This is a genomic window from Duganella guangzhouensis (assembly GCF_009674535.1).
GTDB classification, from domain to species: Bacteria; Pseudomonadota; Gammaproteobacteria; order Burkholderiales; family Burkholderiaceae_D; genus Rugamonas; species Rugamonas guangzhouensis.
Genome location: NZ_WKJK01000006.1, coordinates 390,814 through 407,555, shown reverse-complemented (window position 1 = coordinate 407,555; position 16,742 = coordinate 390,814). Strand labels below are relative to the sequence as shown.

General features: G+C 55.8%; 15 protein-coding genes. 10 read left to right on the top strand and 5 right to left on the bottom strand.

Translation table 11 applies throughout. From position 1 onward, the window contains the following. Positions 1 to 461 precede the first annotated feature (461 nt). Entirely contained in the window at positions 462 to 695 is a 234-nt protein-coding gene (locus GJ699_RS14410; protein ID WP_371867564.1) for a helix-turn-helix transcriptional regulator, read from the bottom strand. Next, complete coding sequence (locus GJ699_RS14405; RefSeq protein ID WP_154377298.1) at positions 692 to 982, bottom strand: LuxR C-terminal-related transcriptional regulator; 291 nt, start codon at positions 980 to 982, stop codon at positions 692 to 694. Before GJ699_RS14405 ends, GJ699_RS14410 begins: the two co-directional genes overlap by 4 nt. Positions 983 to 1,251: 269 nt before the next feature. On the opposite strand from GJ699_RS14405, the gene GJ699_RS14400 reads away from it, so the two are divergent. From GJ699_RS14400 to GJ699_RS14355, 10 genes are all read left to right on the top strand, one after another. Then, complete coding sequence (locus GJ699_RS14400) at positions 1,252 to 1,983, top strand: hypothetical protein (protein ID WP_154377296.1); 732 nt, start codon at positions 1,252 to 1,254, stop codon at positions 1,981 to 1,983. 87 nt (positions 1,984 to 2,070) lie between these two features. Further along, positions 2,071 to 3,702, top strand: coding sequence for a S8 family serine peptidase (locus GJ699_RS14395; protein WP_195763543.1), 1,632 nt, complete (start codon positions 2,071 to 2,073; stop codon positions 3,700 to 3,702). A gap of 79 nt (positions 3,703 to 3,781) precedes the next feature. After that, entirely contained in the window at positions 3,782 to 4,834 is a 1,053-nt protein-coding gene (locus GJ699_RS14390; protein WP_154377292.1) for an extracellular catalytic domain type 2 short-chain-length polyhydroxyalkanoate depolymerase, read from the top strand. A gap of 27 nt (positions 4,835 to 4,861) precedes the next feature. Beyond that, positions 4,862 to 5,344, top strand: a complete 483-nt coding sequence (locus GJ699_RS14385; RefSeq protein ID WP_154377290.1) for a hypothetical protein — start codon at positions 4,862 to 4,864, stop codon at positions 5,342 to 5,344. 76 nt (positions 5,345 to 5,420) lie between these two features. Continuing rightward, positions 5,421 to 6,095 (top strand): glycoside hydrolase family 19 protein, encoded by a 675-nt coding sequence (locus GJ699_RS14380; RefSeq protein WP_154377287.1) that lies wholly within the window; start codon positions 5,421 to 5,423, stop codon positions 6,093 to 6,095. After that, entirely contained in the window at positions 6,092 to 7,525 is a 1,434-nt protein-coding gene (locus tag GJ699_RS14375) for a hypothetical protein (protein WP_154377285.1), read from the top strand. The genes GJ699_RS14380 and GJ699_RS14375 overlap by 4 nt, the downstream gene beginning before the upstream one ends. Before the next feature lie 2 nt (positions 7,526 to 7,527). Next, positions 7,528 to 8,268, top strand: coding sequence for a hypothetical protein (locus tag GJ699_RS14370; RefSeq protein WP_154377283.1), 741 nt, complete (start codon positions 7,528 to 7,530; stop codon positions 8,266 to 8,268). A gap of 1,794 nt (positions 8,269 to 10,062) precedes the next feature. Continuing rightward, positions 10,063 to 11,061, top strand: a complete 999-nt coding sequence (locus GJ699_RS14365; protein WP_154377281.1) for a hypothetical protein — start codon at positions 10,063 to 10,065, stop codon at positions 11,059 to 11,061. Between the two features lie 22 nt (positions 11,062 to 11,083). Next, positions 11,084 to 12,100: a hypothetical protein gene (locus GJ699_RS14360; protein WP_154377279.1), complete on the top strand. Its 1,017-nt coding sequence runs from the start codon at positions 11,084 to 11,086 to the stop codon at positions 12,098 to 12,100. 515 nt (positions 12,101 to 12,615) lie between these two features. Next, positions 12,616 to 13,509 (top strand): Abi family protein, encoded by an 894-nt coding sequence (locus tag GJ699_RS14355; RefSeq protein WP_154377277.1) that lies wholly within the window; start codon positions 12,616 to 12,618, stop codon positions 13,507 to 13,509. A 137-nt stretch (positions 13,510 to 13,646) separates the two neighbouring features. On the opposite strand, the gene GJ699_RS35310 is transcribed toward GJ699_RS14355, so the two are convergent. From GJ699_RS35310 to GJ699_RS14340, 3 genes are all read right to left on the bottom strand, one after another. Beyond that, positions 13,647 to 14,819 carry a patatin-like phospholipase family protein gene (locus tag GJ699_RS35310; protein ID WP_371867561.1) on the bottom strand — a complete coding sequence of 391 codons (1,173 nt, stop codon included), beginning with the start codon at positions 14,817 to 14,819 and terminating at the stop codon, positions 13,647 to 13,649. A gap of 301 nt (positions 14,820 to 15,120) precedes the next feature. After that, the gene (locus GJ699_RS14345; protein WP_154377275.1) at positions 15,121 to 16,344 is read right to left on the bottom strand and encodes a type II toxin-antitoxin system HipA family toxin; all 1,224 of its coding nucleotides are present in this window, start codon (positions 16,342 to 16,344) and stop codon (positions 15,121 to 15,123) included. Beyond that, positions 16,341 to 16,658: a helix-turn-helix domain-containing protein gene (locus GJ699_RS14340; RefSeq protein ID WP_154377273.1), complete on the bottom strand. Its 318-nt coding sequence runs from the start codon at positions 16,656 to 16,658 to the stop codon at positions 16,341 to 16,343. The genes GJ699_RS14345 and GJ699_RS14340 overlap by 4 nt, the downstream gene beginning before the upstream one ends. Between the last annotated feature and the right edge of the window lie 84 nt (positions 16,659 to 16,742).

The window sequence follows — 16,742 nt, the reverse complement described above, 5'->3', positions numbered from 1 at the left end:
CTAGCAATGCCACGTCGATCACTCCGATCTCCTGCCGAAAAGACAGGGGGAATTGTGCTACTAACGTGGGTCAGATTCCGTTGCAAATTCGTGGGAAAGGTGGGTCAGATTTCAGTGCAACTTAACAAGAGGTGACGATGCGCGCAATCGATAGCTGATAGAGCGCTCATTAGAAGCCGAGGTTTCTAAGAGCGCGGTGTCAATCTCAAATGACATTCCTTTCTTTATGGCTACGCGCCATGGAACTGCCGCGGAACCGGGCATTCGTTCGCCGGGACAGTAGTGCAGCTTGGTCGGGATTCCTCCCCGCAGCTTGTGCAACAAAACAACTCAGGTTGTTCAAGTAAACCATTGGAGCATCAAAGAAAAACTGGATTTTGCGTGGGATTGAGTACACAAGCAGATTCAGGCGTCCTAGCCTGGACCCGTATTCGGGGCTTTTTCTATTTGCCTGCCTAATGTTAATCATCAGGCTCGCTTTCCGACCAAGTAATCCATTGCTCGCAATAAGCACGGTAGAGCAGAGCGCAGATGTTGGAGACATTGGCTTTCTTGAATAGCTTGGTTCGGTAGGTCCGCACCGTCAGGTCGCTGAGGCCCAGCGATTTGGCCACTTGCTTGTCACTCTTGCCGCAGCTAAGCAATTGCAGCACCCTCAACTCCTGCGGTGAGAATTCGTGCGGCGCGGGCGCTATCGGCTTTTTTTAAGTTCGCCGGGATGGAGACGAAGGTAGTGCCACACCAATAACGCCGCTTTGCCGGCGTTCAGTTTTTGCTGGATGTTTTCGCGATGCTTGCGGGCAGTACCCAGCGTTACACGAAGCGCGCCGGAAATATCCCGGTCACTCGAGCCGTGCGCAATCAATGCTAATACAGCGTTTTCCCTTGCAGTCAAATGCATGCCAACTCCTGTGGAATTGCCCGCAAGGCCGCCTACAACCGCTGCCATCACTGGGCACTTTTCGGAATAGATCGACGACATCTCCGCCTCACCCACTGAGAGTTTCAGTGCAGAAACGGCAGTCAATTATCTATCTGGCAATGCCATAAAGTAAACATTACTTATTTTAAAAATTTGTAAAGATGCAATGATTCTTTCAGTAGCGGTGAGCGCATACAGCATTTGCCGAATGGCGATAGGGGGGGCGAGGCAACCAGAATGGCTTTGCCGGTAAGGAATTAAATGATTCACCCGGCGTGACGCGGCACCGCGACCGTTGTGCCGTTTTCTTCTTTCATTCTGGAGTCATCATGATCAATCATCAGGTTTACCCAACTTCCTACATCGTCCGTCAGGTACCTCTGGGCGCGGCGCCAGTCCAGCTTGCTCCGCAAGGCTTCTTTGGCGACCTGGTCGGCCATCTGGCCCCCACTGTGGGCGGTGCCCTCGGTGGTCTGCTTGGCCACGCCAACACCGGCGCACAGATCGGCGGCGTGGTCAGCAATCTGTCGCACCTGATCCCATTCTCGGCCGGCCCGCAGCTGGCGCCGCAGGGCTTCTTCGGCGACCTGGTTGGCCATCTCGCTCCCACGGTGGGCGGCGCGATCGGCGGCATCTTCGGCCATGGCAACACCGGCGCACAGATCGGTGGCGTGGTCAGCAACCTGTCGCATCTGATCCCGTTCTCGGCCGGTCCACAACTAGCGCCGCAGGGCGTCCTAGGCGACTTGGTCAGCAAGGCTGGTCACGTGGTGTCCGAGATCGTGCACAGCCCGATCACCGGCGCTATCGTCCAGGCCGCGCCGGGCATCGCCAACAACGCCGGCTACCACACCGTGGGCTCGGTGCTGTCGGTACTGACCAGCCAGCTGGGTAACCATCCGGTCGGCGCTGCGCTGAGTAAGCTGGCGCCACTGCTGGGCAACAAGGCCGCTGAAGTATTTGGCCAGCCGGCGCTGGCCACTGTCGGCAATCTAGCGGGCCAAGGCGCTGCGCTGCTGCCGTTCTCGGCCAGCCCGTCGTTTATCCAGACCGGCTACTAAGCTTCGCGCCGGCCCCGCGCGACGATGCCGGCGGCCGGCGGTTTCCTTCACCCATTGCAGGTTCAGTGCTGTGCACAGGAGTACATCATGATCGATAGAACACCGAATTACGGCAGCCCGTCGGGCGCCGTGCCCGTCACCGGCGAACGCCGTCAATTCTTGATTGCGCCGCGGCGTCACGTGCATGCCGCTGCTGCCGGTGTGCGTCCGCCCAGCGCGGCGGAGCTGCACGCCCATGTCACGCGGATTCCCGGCGTGGAAATCTGCCAGCAGATTCCGGGCCACAAGCAATCGCATCACCTATCCAGCAGCGAGGACGAGGCGGTCGCACACTATGTTGTCGAGATTGATGCGATCCATGCGCATGCGATCCGCGCAAGCGCCGGCGGCCGCGTCATCGTCGAAGAAGATCTGCCCCTCAGCTACGGACGCAAGCACGAAGTTGACGCCACACCGGCGCTGCACCCGCAGTCCGCGTTCGACGAACCGCAAGCCCGTGACGTGGTGATCATCGTGCATGACAAGGAAGGTCGACCTGTGCCGGAGGCTTCGGTGACGGTGGTCACCGACGGGCCAGCTGCCACCGGTTCGACCGATGCCCGTGGCCAAGTGCGGCTGCAACTGACCCAATTACGCGAGGAGCCCGTGCGCACGCTGTTCGTGCGTCCGCTCAACGGCTACTGGAACAAGTTCCTGCACCGCGTCACCCTTGATTCGGCCGCCCCCAATCTGGTGATCGTCACCCCGCTGAACGAACCCAACCCCGATGTGCCGCCGGTCGCCGCCTACGGCTGGGGCCAGCGTCTGATGGGCCTCACACCGGAGACTCAAGGCCACGGTGGCAAGGGAGTCAAGGTGGCCATCGTAGATTCCGGCGCTGACGCCAGCCACCCGTTCCTGGAGCACGTCAGAAGCGGCATTGACCTGACCGACGGCGGTGATATTAACAGCTGGCGCCAGGACAGTATCGGCCACGGCACACATTGTGCCGGCGTAATCGGCGCCCGCCTGGACCAGGGTGCTAGCCCGGAAGCGGGCGCCATGCGCGGCTTTGCACCGGAGGCAGAAATCCACGCGTTGAAGATCTTCCCCGGCGGCCAGTTCAGTGCCCTGGTCAAAGCGCTGAATTACTGCATCGACCATGAGATCGACGTGGTCAACCTGAGCCTGGGAGCGCCGCAGATATCGGAAGCGGTTGAGCAAAAGCTGATTGAGGCAGCCCATGCCGGCGTGGCGGTAATTGTCGCAGCAGGCAACTCCGGTGGTCCGGTACAGTATCCGGCGCAGTCGCGCTATGTTCTGGCGGTTTCAGCGCTGGGCATGCGCCACGCATTACCGCTCGACACCTGGGAGCAGAGCCAAGTCGTGGCGGGTTCGGAAACCCAGGATGGCTTCTTCTCGCCGCAGTTCTCCTGCTTCGGGCCACAGGTGGCGGTGTGTGCCCCCGGGGTCGGCATCGTCTCGACCGTGCCAGGCAACCGCTATGCCTCCGACTCAGGCACCTCAATGGCGGCACCGCACGTTGCCGGCTTGGCGGCGTTGCTGCTCAGCGATCCAGCGCTCGCGGGCTATTTCGGTCCGCGTGGGCCGACGCGGGTGACGGCGCTGTTCCGCCTTATAAAGCTGCTGTGCTCGCCGGTGTCACTGTCCGACAGCGACAACCGCTTTGGTGCAGGTCTGCCCCAACTGCACAACCTGCGTCGGCTGCTGGGCACGTGAACCGGTGGCGCCGCTCTCCAAGCGGGCGGCGCCAGATGGCCTAGCCAGGGAATCTATCTAATACAACAGAGGAATCAACATGAAACGACTCATTTGTGCAGCAACAATGATATGCGTCGCCTTCGCCGCCTCACTGCCGGCATCCGCCAGGACGGAATCTCTGCCGGCGCTGGGGGCCCGTTTGGACCAGACCACCGTCTCCGGCATTTCGTCCGGCGGCTTCATGGCGGCTCAGCTGGCCACGGTGTTTTCCAGCCGGATCAGCGGGGTCGGCGTGGTGGCGGCAGGACCGTTCGCGTGCGCCCTGACCTACGCCGCCATCGGTACGCTCGATAATGCGACGGCGACCTGCATGACACCGTTCTCGGCCGAGGTGGCCGCCAGCGCGGATCGCTCGTGGATGTTGGCACGCGCGTTCGCGGACGGCGGCAAGATCGACGGCGTTGACAACTTGAAGCGGCAGCGGGTGTATATATTCAGCGGCGGCAAAGATGATACGGTCAAGACCATCGTCGTTGATCAGGTCCAAGCGTACTACGAGTCTGCCGGCGCCGCACCGTCGCAAATCAAGTACGTGAAAGTCCCAGACGCCGGCCATGCCTTCATCACCAGCGACGTCCATGACCAGAGCTGCTCTGCAACGGCCTCGCCCTACATCAATAATTGCGGGTTTATGCAGGCGCACGAGTTGCTACGCCACCTATATCCGGACCGCACCGCGCCGGCAAGCAGCACCCCGGCCGGCACGCTCATCCGCTTCAACCAGAAAGTGTTCGCGCAGGATTTTCGCGCCAGCATGGACGACGACGGCTGGGTGTATGTGCCGGATGCCTGTCGCAATGGAGGCTGCGCAGTGCATGTGGCCTTCCACGGCTGCCATCAGGGAGCCTCCGCGATCAAAGATAGCTTTTACGCACACGTCGGCTACAACGAAATCGCCGATAACAACCGACTGATCGTACTGTATCCCCAGGCGCATGCATCGGAGGGCGTGCCTTTCAATCCGCGCGGCTGCTGGGACTTCTGGGGCTATTCGAACGGCGATCACCCCGCTGATTCCTTCGTCACCCGCAATGCACCGCAGATGCAGGCAGTGATGTCAATGATCACCCGCCTCGGCGACAAACCTTAATCCCTGATCTTAAAAAGGAGTCATACCATGGCTTTAGCACAAACGCTTTTTGGATTCGAAACAACCCAGGCCACGATGGCGCGCGCAGTCAAATCAATGCTCGACCTGAACCAGCAAATCGGCGAACGCCAGCGTAACCAGGCGATGGCGCTGCTGCGGGGCACTCTCGGCGCCTGCCATCCTGCCGTGCTTTCCACGATGCGGGCTCTGCTCGATGTGCAGCTTGATCTAACCAGCGGGCTAGGGTCGCAATGGAAAACTACGCTGGACACCTTTATCGAACGCTGCGGCGCGTGCGTCGGCGACCTACGCCGTGCCGATGACCATAACGAGATGCCGGGCATTCTATTGATGTTCGCCGACCACGTGAACCAACAAATGCGTGCGGACAGCGAACGTCTGGCCCAGCTGCTCAGCTCCGCCAGCAGCGCTGGCAGGATACTGGCAATGCGCGGGCTTGATGAAATGGCCAGCGACACTAGCGACGAGGGGCACCGCGATCTGACCTGACCGCCGCTAGTATTCAACCGCAGGGCAGCGCGGCCACCACCTGCGCGCTGTTCGCCGCATACAACAGGAGTCTCCCATGAAGGACATTACCTCGCATGAGCTCAACCTGCTGCTGACAGGGCACGAAACCGCACAACGAGCGCACTTCTGGGCTCGGCCATTGAATGTCGCGATGCACGCCTACGCGATCGACACGGCGACACGCCAGGCTGCCTTTCTGGCGCAGCTGCTGGTCGAGTCGGATGAGTTGCGTCGGAAGGAAGAACTGCTGAACTATTCGCCGCACCGGCTTCGCCAGCTCTGGCCGCACAAATTTCCAGACGCTGCCAGCGCCGTACGCTACAGTCACCGGGCTCAGGCGCTGGCAAATCATCTTTACGGCGCACGCCTGGGCAATCGCGGCGAGGCCAGTGGCGACGGTTGGCGTTACCGCGGCCGCGGCCTGATACAGCTGACCGGCCGCGAGAACTATGCCAGCTTTTCGCGCGCCAGCGGCCTCGATGCACTTGCCGACCCGGATCTGCTGCTGTTGCCGGAGGCTGCGGCACGTTCGGCCGCCTGGTTCTGGCAAAGCCGGGGACTAAACGCGCTGGCCGACCAGTGTTCCGGCCTCGACGCCGAAGTCACGTTCGAGCGCATCTGCAAGCTGGTCAATGGTGGCTCCACTGGCTTGGCGCAGCGCAAGGCACGCTGGACGCGTGCGCTGCACGTGCTGGGCCTGCCCTTGCCTCGTTTGGAGGATCAATCATGAAACGGTTGCTCTGCATGGCGGTGTGCGTGCTGGTCTCCACAGTCGCACAGGCGACGACTGGCTTGGCTGATCCTGCGTGCACGGCACGTGGCGCCGCACCGGAGACGCGCCTTGCCAACATGCGCCAACCGGTCGCCACTGCCATCGACACGCTCGACAACGCGCATATTCGCTTATCATCGCCCAGTTTGGCCAGTGGTACGCTGGCTTATCTAAGCGTGACACCCGACTTTGCTCCCCAACTCGACAAGGTCTGCTTGCTTGGCTATTTTGAGCTGCGGCGCGGCAGTGACACGTTGGCGCTACCGATTACCTTCGAGAGTGTAGAAGTGGTCAAGGATGTCAATCCGCATGACGCCAGCCAAGTGCAGCCGACGACGCGCATTCATTTTCGCGTCCCCAATACAGGCGAATTCGGCAGCGGGAGCGACAACCAACCATTCTGGAAACTGTGGGAACAAGAGCAGTCGCTGCGGCTGAAAATTGCCGCCTATGCTTACACGGATGGTTCACGCGGCGCAGTCTATTTCGGCCGCGACATGCCGGTCATCATTTCGCATCAGGGAACATCCATCTTCGCCGCCTTGCTGTTTGCCGTGTTTTTCTACCTGATCGCTGGCATTGCGGTGGCGCCTGTGGCGCGCACACACGCCACTGCGGCCAGCGGCTTGCATAATCTCGGTCCTCGACTACTACCCTGGAATATCACTGGACAGAATGGGCAGGCCAGCCTGTCGCAGCTGCAGATGCTGGTGTTCACGCTGATCGTGGCAACGCTGCTGTTCTATCAATGGCTACGCACCGGATTGCTGGAAGAATTATCGAACGACTTGCTTTATCTGATTGGCATTTCGACGGCGGGAACAGCCGCTAGCCAAGTGGCGGTGGCAATCCGCAAAAATCTCGACGACGAAGTTTATCGGTATGTGCAGCAACTCGGCTGGTTCACCGCACCAGTGGCTGAATCCCGGAGTGGAGGCGCGCCGAGCGGCCTACTGATGACCGATCGCCGCTTCGACATCTATAAATTCCAGATGTTGGTGTTCACATGCGTGATCGCGGCGTACGTGGTGGCGAGCGGCGCGAGCAAGCTTGGCAGTCTGCATATCTCCGCCACCTTACTGACACTGATGGGTATGAGCCAAGGCGCGTATGTCGGTGGCCGGGCAGCGACCGATCTGCTTTCGCCACTGCAGGACCAGTTACGCGGTATGCAGGCGCTGCAGCGGCGCTATATTGCCAACACCGATCCGAAGATCGCTGCTGATCTGCGCCAGCAATTCCGGCGTGCGGCGGGACAGGCGGGAGCGATGTTCGAAAGCATGTTCGGCCGGATGCTACCGTCAGCCATGCTTGAGATTCCACCCGACGCACATAGTGCGTCAGGTGCGGAAAACGAGCCACCGACCGCATCTAAACTAGCCGACTGAAGGTGAATCAACAAGTACCGTCGAGCCCATTCCAATGGGCAATACAAAACAACTATATATTCGGCTCAAAGCATCCACTATTGATGACGGCAGTCTCGTTGCTCATCACATGTGGCGGTCCCTTGCTGTTAGCGAGAATTGCGAGAGATCTGGGAAAAGCGCTTGAAGAACGCTTGAATGGTGAATGGGGTGGGAAGCCGACCACCGTCTTGCTTCGGCATCGTGATAGCACGATTGATTCCCTGACGAAGAAGCAGTATCACCTCGCCATAGGACAAGGCATATCAAGAGCCGCGCCAAGCCCTGCCTTGGAGGACAAAAGCCCGGAGCAAGCTGATACCTTTTATCGTGCTGGCAGCGCGTGGCTCATATCCAAGACTCAGGATACAAAAAAGCACGCGCTGGTGTTCAAAGAGAACAAGCACTATGGATTCCAGAGGAATATGCGTGGCTTGAAATGGATCGGCATCGTCATCTCATGCGCAACAATGGCTATTAGTGCCGTCCATTTTTATCTGCAAACGGATATGTCTGGCAGTGTGCGCCAGATCCTGAGCAGTGTTTCAATCCAACAGGCCATGCCGATAACTATCAGCGCCATCATGTTAGTTTGCTGGATATTCCTGGTGACTGAGAGATCTGTACGCCGCGCTGGTTTCGCTTATGCCGATCGTTTGATTCGAACATGCGCTGTAATTACGACAAAACAAAAAAAGGCAGGAAAGACTACGGGAGCTAAGTAGGAGGTTTCTCTTGAGGATCCCAATTTGGCAAATCGGCCTTATTATTGCTGGCCAGCAAATAAGTCCGATTCAGCTAATATCAAAGATTAGCCGCTACCTAATCTACCACTATGTGCCCTTTACGAGCCTTCCCGGCGCGGGTGCATACACGGGTCTCATCTTGGTTTATAGAGCGGGGAGCTTCCCCAGAAGAAGAGTGACGGACAAAGCTTGGTGTGTCTGGATTAGCGATCGGTCGTGCCATACCTTTACAGCTGACTAAGATTCACCGACTTCGACGCAACTTAAATTCGGGTATGTCGATGCGTGAATGGCCTAAGACCTTAACCACTCCTCCCAACGCAGACAATGGCTTTGCGTCCTCCCGAAGCCGTACGGTGATAACGCCATCCTTTGGCTGAACAACTAGCGGCGGCCTAGCTACCATTTTCGTCTGACGCAACTTTCTGCGTTCAGCCGCGTCAGTTTTATGATTTGCAATCATTGCTTTCATAATTGAATTTTTGCCATTCATTTCAGCTCCCCGAAGGATGCGATTATATGTACAGTGTAGTTGAACATGCTTTCCTTGAGCAGTTGAATATTTCTCGTGGCTGCCGCCACCAACCTGGTAAGTCGCCGCAGCCTGCTCTCAATGACCGTCGCGTTCAATCTCGTTGATCACCGCCATTAGTTCTTGCGAATCACCGTCAGCGCTCTGCTGTGGCTGCGCCTTTCACACTTATTTTCGACTTTATTTGTGCGAGAGTTGGGCCTTGACTGACCAAGCACGATTCTTTTTCGACTTTAACACTCCTAGGCAGACTATTTTTTACGCGCTATGCCCCAGGGTCATTTTTCGACTATATTTGGTGCGATTATGAAAGTAGTCCGTACAAAAAAAGTCGCTAACGTGCAAAAAGTCACTAACAGTCAAATATAGTCGCTAACAAAAAATGTTATCTAAAAATCCAGTAAATACCCTTGAAAAAAAATTCTCAAATTCCCGTTTTTGAAGGCCAACGTTTTGACTGGCCACGCGAAACGTTGTTCGGCTTGCTGTCGAGGCATCTCCGATTCCGCAGCCATATTGAGCCGGCGGGGTTCGTTTGCTGACAGGATTGACCCTGTCAGATTGACCCGCCCTCCATACCCTCGCGAACGCCGCGCCTCTGTCGTAAGACCCCTCAAAGCCCAATTCTCTTAGGTCCTCATGGATTGTTTGAGCGTGCGTCGTTGTTTCCGGGACCGAGCCGCTTCTGTCTTGAGCATGGCCGAAAGCTGGAGCGAATATTTGTCTATTGCGCTGCGTGGGCGCCGCTCGGCGTAGGCCGGCTCAGTGATTTCAGCGCGCAGATAGCCCCGAACAGTGTTTCTTGAGATGCCTAAACGTCTGGCGATCTCTCTCAGTGGGACCTGGTCGCGAATATGCCAGCGTCGAATAATGCCTAGTAGTGCCACGTCGATCACTCCGATTCCCCACTCAACTTGTTGAGTAGGATTGTGTCTTAAACGTGGGTCAGATTCAGTTGCAAATTACGTGGTGAAGTGGGTCAGATTTCGCGGCAAATCAACAAGCTTCCCCCACAACGCCGTCACACCCGGGACTGGCGTGATATTTCGCGCATTTTCCATATTTGCAATCTGATATGCTTAGTGGCAGTGGCAGTGGCAGTGGCAGTGGCAGTGGCAGTGGCAGTGGCAGTGGCAGAGCGTTACGGAGCCTTTCTTGTGCTTCGTGCAATACGATGTAGGCTTTATTGTTGCTTGCGCTCCCCGAGACGAGATCCTATTTATAGCGTGCCGAGGATGGCTATGGGTTGGAATGATCGATTGGAAGAATGGGACCGGACGAATTTGCCGCCGGAGGCTCTGGACAATGAGTCTGCAATTCTCGAAATTGACAATACTTGGTTGTCGAGTGCAACACCAGCCCAGCAGCGCGAAGCGCTCAAAGCGTGGTTTCTTGCACGTTACTGTGATCCCGCGAACGAGACTCCGTACATTTCTGCAGAGGGGGGCTACATTTTCATTCATGGCGGCCCCTATGACCCCCAAGAAGAACTTGGCCATAGGTTCTATGGAGTGGCCGACGACGAGGCAATCGAAGAAGTCGTATCTGAAATGTACATGCAGGTAGGTGACCGATGGGCCCCCATTCATTGGGACAGGGATTTTGAAGACTACGACGAGGATTTTGGCGTCGTCGTCGACGAGCCAGACACCCCGCGGCTTGCGTTGGAGCGGCGCCTGAACCAGATCACCGAGCTCCTATCATTGGATGGACCGTCTACTGCAATGGCGCTGGCGCGCATGTTCGCGTTTAGCGGGACGATCACCGCGTTGGAATCATTCCTGTGGGAGACCATGACGTATGTCGTGGAAAACGATGAAGATGCGTTGGAGAAAATCGTCACTAAGATTGACCATTTCAGCAAACAGAATTTAACGCTTGGTGAGATATTCATTAAGCAGAAAGGCTTGAAGGATTTTGTAAAAGCGTATTTGCAGGACACCGTTTGGCACAAATGGGAGAAGGTTGCCCCGATGATTGTGCATGGCCTCCAAATAAGTCCGCCTTCCTTCAAACCATTCATCGAGCCCGTAAAAAAGCGGCACGATATTGTTCATCGTAGCGGGCAAACTAAGGATGGCGCGCCTATTACTGTCGACGCGGAGGAAATCGCTAATCTGATGGCCGAAGTCAGAAATTTCGCGAATAGTCTGAATGCGAAAATGGCTGAGCGATTCTTTAAAGGCGAAAGCGGAAGTGAAGTTGCTGCGCCTGTGCAAATCACTAACGGCTCAAACTAAGCAGATGTGACTGGAGTTTGTCATGGGGCGGACGAAGGAATTGATGTACGAAATGGATGATGAGTTGGACAATTTGCCTGAAGAGGCATTCGAACTGTGGGGCAGCCGCGCGGAGATCGAAAAGTATTGGTTCAGCAGAGCAGGATCAGAAGAGCAGAAGATAGCCATGTACGGCTGGTTCAAGCGAAATTTTTACTACCCAGGGACACTGCTGCTAGCGGGCGCTCGCAATAACCATATTTATGCAGAAGGTGGCCCGTATTCGCCCAAGTCGGAGATCGCCTCAGAGTTTGGTGCATATACTGGTGAAGACATCCTCCAACAAGTAATTCGCGAGCTTGAGGAGGAAGGCGTTACAGGCTGGGCTTTGATTCCTGAATACGTAGACGATGGTGACTACGACGAGTTGCTTGATGTCGATGTCAGCGAACGGGCTGCACCGAAGAGGGACTTGGAGATGCGGCTAAATAACATTGTCGAGATGCTGCAGCTTACCGGTAGTGAAGCCGCTAAGACCTTGAACATTCAACTAGCATTTGCTGCCACAATTACGGCGCTTGAATCATTCCTTTGGGAGTCGGTGTCCTACGCGGTTGAACATGATGAAATGGCCGTTCGTCGGATTATCAAGAAAGTGCCACATTTTAATGAGCAGAAGTTGGGGCTTGGTGAGATTTTTGAGCGGCACGACGGCATAAGAACTTTGGTCAAGAGCTACCTGCAGGACACTGTCTGGCATAAAGCAGAGACCGCCGGCATGTTGCTGAAAATCAGCTTTGATATCCGGCCACCTTCATTCGCGCGTTTTGCGGAGGCAGTGATCAAGCGCCATGATATCGTTCATCGAAGTAGTCGTACGAAGGATGGGGAGCAGGTCATAGTGACAAGTGAGGAAATTCAGATCCTTATGAATCACGTAAGGGATTTCGCCAGTGAGCTGATGGTTAAGCTTGACGAGCGCCAATTGGAGGTGGCGATGGAGAATGCCACAGCTCGGCTAAAAGCCGTAGGAGAGGATCTTTCAGGACCTCAGTTTTAGCTCGTTGTTCGAATGGGAGCATCAACCGGGGAAAGCGGTGCGTCAATCTGGGAAGTAGAACATCTAAATTGTGTAAGCGCATAGAGCGGAGATTTCTCTGATCCGAGCGGACGGTTATCAATCGACAAATCCATCGTGATCCCTATGCCTGATAAGGGTCACGACGCGGTACTTTGGTTGTCAAATATGCACTCCCCCTCCTACCAAAATTTGGAAGTTACAGAGGGATGTGTAGCATTGATCGTGCTAAAGAGGAGTGGGAGGTCGACTCAACTTCGATTCCGCCTTTCGCCGATAAGCATGAGAGGCGTTGTAGAAGTAGTGAAAATAAAAGCACTAAGAATTTCACAGTGTGAAAATTTTGTGCAAAAATATTGCTTGTACAATCGAATGCTTGCGCAAGTGTTTCTTGTGTCGAGATTTTTCTTGAGCTAAAATTACGTCAACAACGCCCACCGCCACGCGCTTCAAAAAAGCAGTGTAAAAATGGTGGGCTATTTTTTTGCCTATACGAAATGCAGTACGCGAAACCAGTTCTCACTGTCGCTGCCGGCGTTCAACGCCTTCAACATAAAGGTCTTGCGATCGCCGACGTCCCGTCTGCCGAACGTTTCATTCGTGCGATTGGATATTTCCGCTTCCGCGGTTATGCTCTTCCGTTCATGGTGCCTGCACTAGCTGGCTTCGCTCATGGGACGCGTGTATTCAAGCCCAATACAGCTTTCGTTGAGATCCAGAGCGTGTACGAGTTTGACCGAGCACTGCGCAATTTGGTTATGGATCAAATTGACCGTATCGAGGTGGCGGTGAGGACGGCTATCCTGCAGGAGCTCAACACCGCTCACGGGCCACATTGGTACTTGGATTTCTCAAAGCAAATCTTCAAGGATCGAAAAGATCAAGCAAAATGGTTTAGTGAGGCAACACGTGAAGTTGAGAGATCCAGTCATCAGTTCATCGATCACTACACCAGAACTTACACGTCGCCCTTGTTGCCGCCTTCTTGGGCTGTCGCCGAATGCCTGTCGCTAGGAAAATGGTCGACGCTGTACAAGGAACTCAACATGGGCAAGGGGGCAATTGCAGCTTCGTTTGGAACGACACCGCCAATTTTCGAATCCTGGTTGAGAAGCCTTAATGTGTTACGTAACGCCTGCGCGCATCACTCCAGGATCTGGAATCGGGCATTACCGTTCGATCCGAAGGCTCATCCGCAGTACCTCAACCACTTCACCAATGCCGGCACGTTTTACATGCGAGCAGTTGTGATTCGAATCCTGACTAACGTGATTGACTCCAACCACTATTTCGTTGAGGGACTGCGATATCTTTTCCATGCGCATCCGGAGGTGAACTTGCCGAGCGTGGGATTTGCACCAGGTTGGGACAACGATCCGCTCTGGCAATGAGGACGTCAAGTCTTAGGGACCGCACCGTTTAGATCAGCAACCTTGCTAGTCCGACGTCAAGTGCCATGGGCTGTGCGGATGAGATGAGAATGAGTGTCCGGCTTGATGAGAATGCTCAGTATTACCTAGCTCAGTTCTCATAGGCCCTGCATGCGTCTAAAACGTGGCCACCAACCGGGGAAAACAAAGATGAGCCAAACGGCCAAGGTGACCCAAAGGCTGCTTGCGAAATGTCGACTCTCATGAAAAGCAGTAGCAGCCAGGGAAGCGGAGATAATGCCTGCTGACAGCGATGCCGCATGCCTAATTGGCGCAGCGTGGCGATACTTGGCTGGTTGAACCTCATTTGGCAATTTCAGAGACCATGCGGCTAAATCGGGGTAAGGCGACGCGGTATCGTTGGAACCACGTTTAAAAAAATTCCAGAAAGAGCAGCCCGGAAGTGCCTTCATTACGAACGCCGCGCGCTGAAGTAATTTATACCGGAGGTGGTACGTACACAATTCCGCACTTGGATTCTTGATGACGCGCATTGCGGTTCGAAATCCTTGTCTCACTAGAATTTTACTTCGGTGTTCCGCAAAGTTGAGCGTACCAGTGAGCATACCTCCGAGGTCCGTCTGGGGGCAGATCTGCACAACACGAATCTTCTGCAACCATTGCTCAAACGCCAAATGCCTATTGTCCGCCGGCACGCCGTGCACGAACATCTGTTCTTCGTAAACCGTGCTAGTGTGCTTCATAAGGTTAATCCGGCCTGGACGAAGGCGAATGATCCAAACTTCGTCGATATCATGCATCGCAAGTGGTGTTATGGGAGTATTGTCCGCAACCCCTCCATCGACGAACTCATGCTCGCCGATTTTGACGGAAGGCCGAATCCCAAAAGGGAGAGCAGCGCTGGCATATACGAACGCCTCCGCCAGTGCTTTGGACGCTTTTGTTCGTTTGCTGGCAGGATTGACCCTGTCAGATTGACCCGCCCTCCATACCCTCGCGAACGCCGCGCCCCTGTCGTAAGACCCCTCAAAGCCCAATTCTCTTAGGTCCTCATGGATTTGTTTGAGCGTGCGTCGTTGTTTCCGGGACCGAGCGGCTTCTGTCTTGAGCATGGCCGAAAGCCGGAGCGAATATTTGTCTATTGCGCTGTGTGGGCGCCGCTCGGCGTAGGCCGGCTCAGTGATTTCAGCGCGCAGATAGCGCCGAACAGTGTTTCTTGAGATGCCTAAACGTCTGGCGATCTCTCTCACTGGGGTCCGGTCGCGAATGTGCCAGCGTCGAATAATGCCTAGTAGTGCCACGTCGATCACTCCGATTCCCCACTCAACTTGTTGAGTAGGATTGTGTCTTAAACGTGGGTCAGATTCAGTTGCAAATTACGTGGTGAAGTGGGGCAGATTTCGCTGCAAATCAACATTGTAGGAGAGGAGCACAAGCGCCCATGCTGTTAGCGACTATATTTGCCACATTTAACTTTTTTAGCAAATCGAGACACATTCTTGAGGGACTTTACCCGAGTGTGGCGGTGGCGATTCACTCGCTATAGCCCACAACGTGTTCGCGGCTATATTTCTACGGACTAGAAAGGGAGCCGGGCCGGCCGTAATCGGCTTATTTGAGCCGGTCGCGGTTTGAACGAATCTGCTTGGTGATGGTTGAAATGGTAGATGACCGTATCGGGGCATTTTTAAGCAAGTCTGGAAGCTCGGCGACCACGGCGATCATCCGGTCAATGATGTGTCCAGCACCATCCTGGTCGAGGTCCGCGTTCTTGGCTAGGGCCAGCAGATGGCTGCGCTGGATGTTGCTGGCCTCACCTTCGACATCCATAAAATGCTGGTTGCCCGGCCCGACATTGAACGTCAGGTCGTAGCAGGGTGCCAGCTTCCATTGCCGAGCCTGGTCGAGGCGGTACGAGAAGTTTTTGGCATGGTCATCCCGATTGTTGAACAGCACGTTGAACACTGCGCGCTCGAACGCTTTCCACACCTCCCGGATGTCCTTGGTCATGAATCGCGTGGCGCGCAGAAACGTTTGGTAGTCGACTTGTGGCTCGCGAAAATCGGCATGCAGCAAGCCGGCCAGCGTGTGGATAGGCACCCGCATGCCTCGCTCAATGTCGAAGCGCTGAATGCCAAAGCCGGCGAGCTTCGGCCCAAGGTCGAAGTAGTGCGTTGCGGGCATGTCGAGGCCGCAGCGCCTGGCCAGGCAGGCGTACACCTGTTCGATGGCGCAAACCTCTTTATGCTCGCCCTGCGCTGGAAACTTGACCAAAATAGCGTCGGAGGTCGCAGTGGCGTCACTGCTGATGGAACCTGTGCCCCTGTCGAGGTGGACCAGCGCCTTCGGCCGCGCGCCATGGGGCGAACCGCCCAGAATGGCAAGCTGTTGCAGCGACGCGGGGTCTGCGTCACGAAGGACCACTTGGGTATCTTCGGCTAATTGCTGCAGGTCGAGCCACGCCGGCGCCATATTGGGTTGGATCTGCGGCACGAACGACAACGCGCCCATCGACCGATGACCGATGAAGCCAAGTCGTGTCAGCGGCGAGATCGGTTCCCGGTCCCAGCCTGACTGACGGAACAGGCGGTCCATCAGAACTCTACCCCAGCCGTCAGGCAGTGAGTCGGCGATGAGTCCGGGCAGATGGTCAAGGTGGCGCGGGAAGTTGTCGAAGGCGTGCTGTTGTAGCTTGAGTTTGTATGGGGACAATTCCAACTGCTGCGTGAGTGCCTCGGGGGAGTATTCAAACAGGATGTTGCGTCCATTGTCCGCAAGGACCCCTAGCAACCAGTCCTCGCCCCATCCCTGATAGCGCACTTCGATTTTCTTCATGGCTGGCCTTTTGCTGTGCGTGGCGCGCGTTTGCGTCGACCCGCAGCCTCCGCCTCCATTGCGGCGATGGACTTCGGCTCGGGCAGATGAAACAGCGTCGCCAGCTCCGCCTCCAGACCCAGCGCACGTACCATCGCAATCAAACTGCTCAGCGAGGTGGTCCCCATCGTTTCAAATGTTTGGATGGCATTGCGACTCAGGCCGGCGCGTGCTGCCAGCTCTTTTTGGGACCAGCATCGCTGCAGACGAATTGCTGCCAACCTTTTGCCCAGCGTCTGCGCTATTTCGGTGTTTGATGCGAATGTAAAGTCCATAAAAATGGGCGCTGTATCAGGTTATTCTATTTAATGCCTTAAATTGTGTTCTTTAAAGTTTAATCTGTCAAAGCGTGGACACTA

Bases quoted from the DNA above. Each gene is read 5' to 3' on its own strand.
- GJ699_RS14405 (WP_154377298.1), bottom strand. From the start codon at position 982: ATGTCGTCGATCTATTCCGAAAAGTGCCCAGTGATGGCAGCGGTTGTA.
- GJ699_RS14400 (WP_154377296.1), top strand. From the start codon at position 1,252: ATGATCAATCATCAGGTTTACCCAACTTCCTACATCGTCCGTCAGGTA.
- GJ699_RS14395 (WP_195763543.1), top strand. From the start codon at position 2,071: ATGATCGATAGAACACCGAATTACGGCAGCCCGTCGGGCGCCGTGCCC.
- GJ699_RS14390 (WP_154377292.1), top strand. From the start codon at position 3,782: ATGAAACGACTCATTTGTGCAGCAACAATGATATGCGTCGCCTTCGCC.
- GJ699_RS14385 (WP_154377290.1), top strand. From the start codon at position 4,862: ATGGCTTTAGCACAAACGCTTTTTGGATTCGAAACAACCCAGGCCACG.
- GJ699_RS14380 (WP_154377287.1), top strand. From the start codon at position 5,421: ATGAAGGACATTACCTCGCATGAGCTCAACCTGCTGCTGACAGGGCAC.
- GJ699_RS14375 (WP_154377285.1), top strand. From the start codon at position 6,092: ATGAAACGGTTGCTCTGCATGGCGGTGTGCGTGCTGGTCTCCACAGTC.
- GJ699_RS14365 (WP_154377281.1), top strand. From the start codon at position 10,063: ATGGGTTGGAATGATCGATTGGAAGAATGGGACCGGACGAATTTGCCG.
- GJ699_RS14360 (WP_154377279.1), top strand. From the start codon at position 11,084: ATGGGGCGGACGAAGGAATTGATGTACGAAATGGATGATGAGTTGGAC.
- GJ699_RS14355 (WP_154377277.1), top strand. From the start codon at position 12,616: ATGCAGTACGCGAAACCAGTTCTCACTGTCGCTGCCGGCGTTCAACGC.
- GJ699_RS14345 (WP_154377275.1), bottom strand. From the start codon at position 16,344: ATGAAGAAAATCGAAGTGCGCTATCAGGGATGGGGCGAGGACTGGTTG.
- GJ699_RS14340 (WP_154377273.1), bottom strand. From the start codon at position 16,658: ATGGACTTTACATTCGCATCAAACACCGAAATAGCGCAGACGCTGGGC.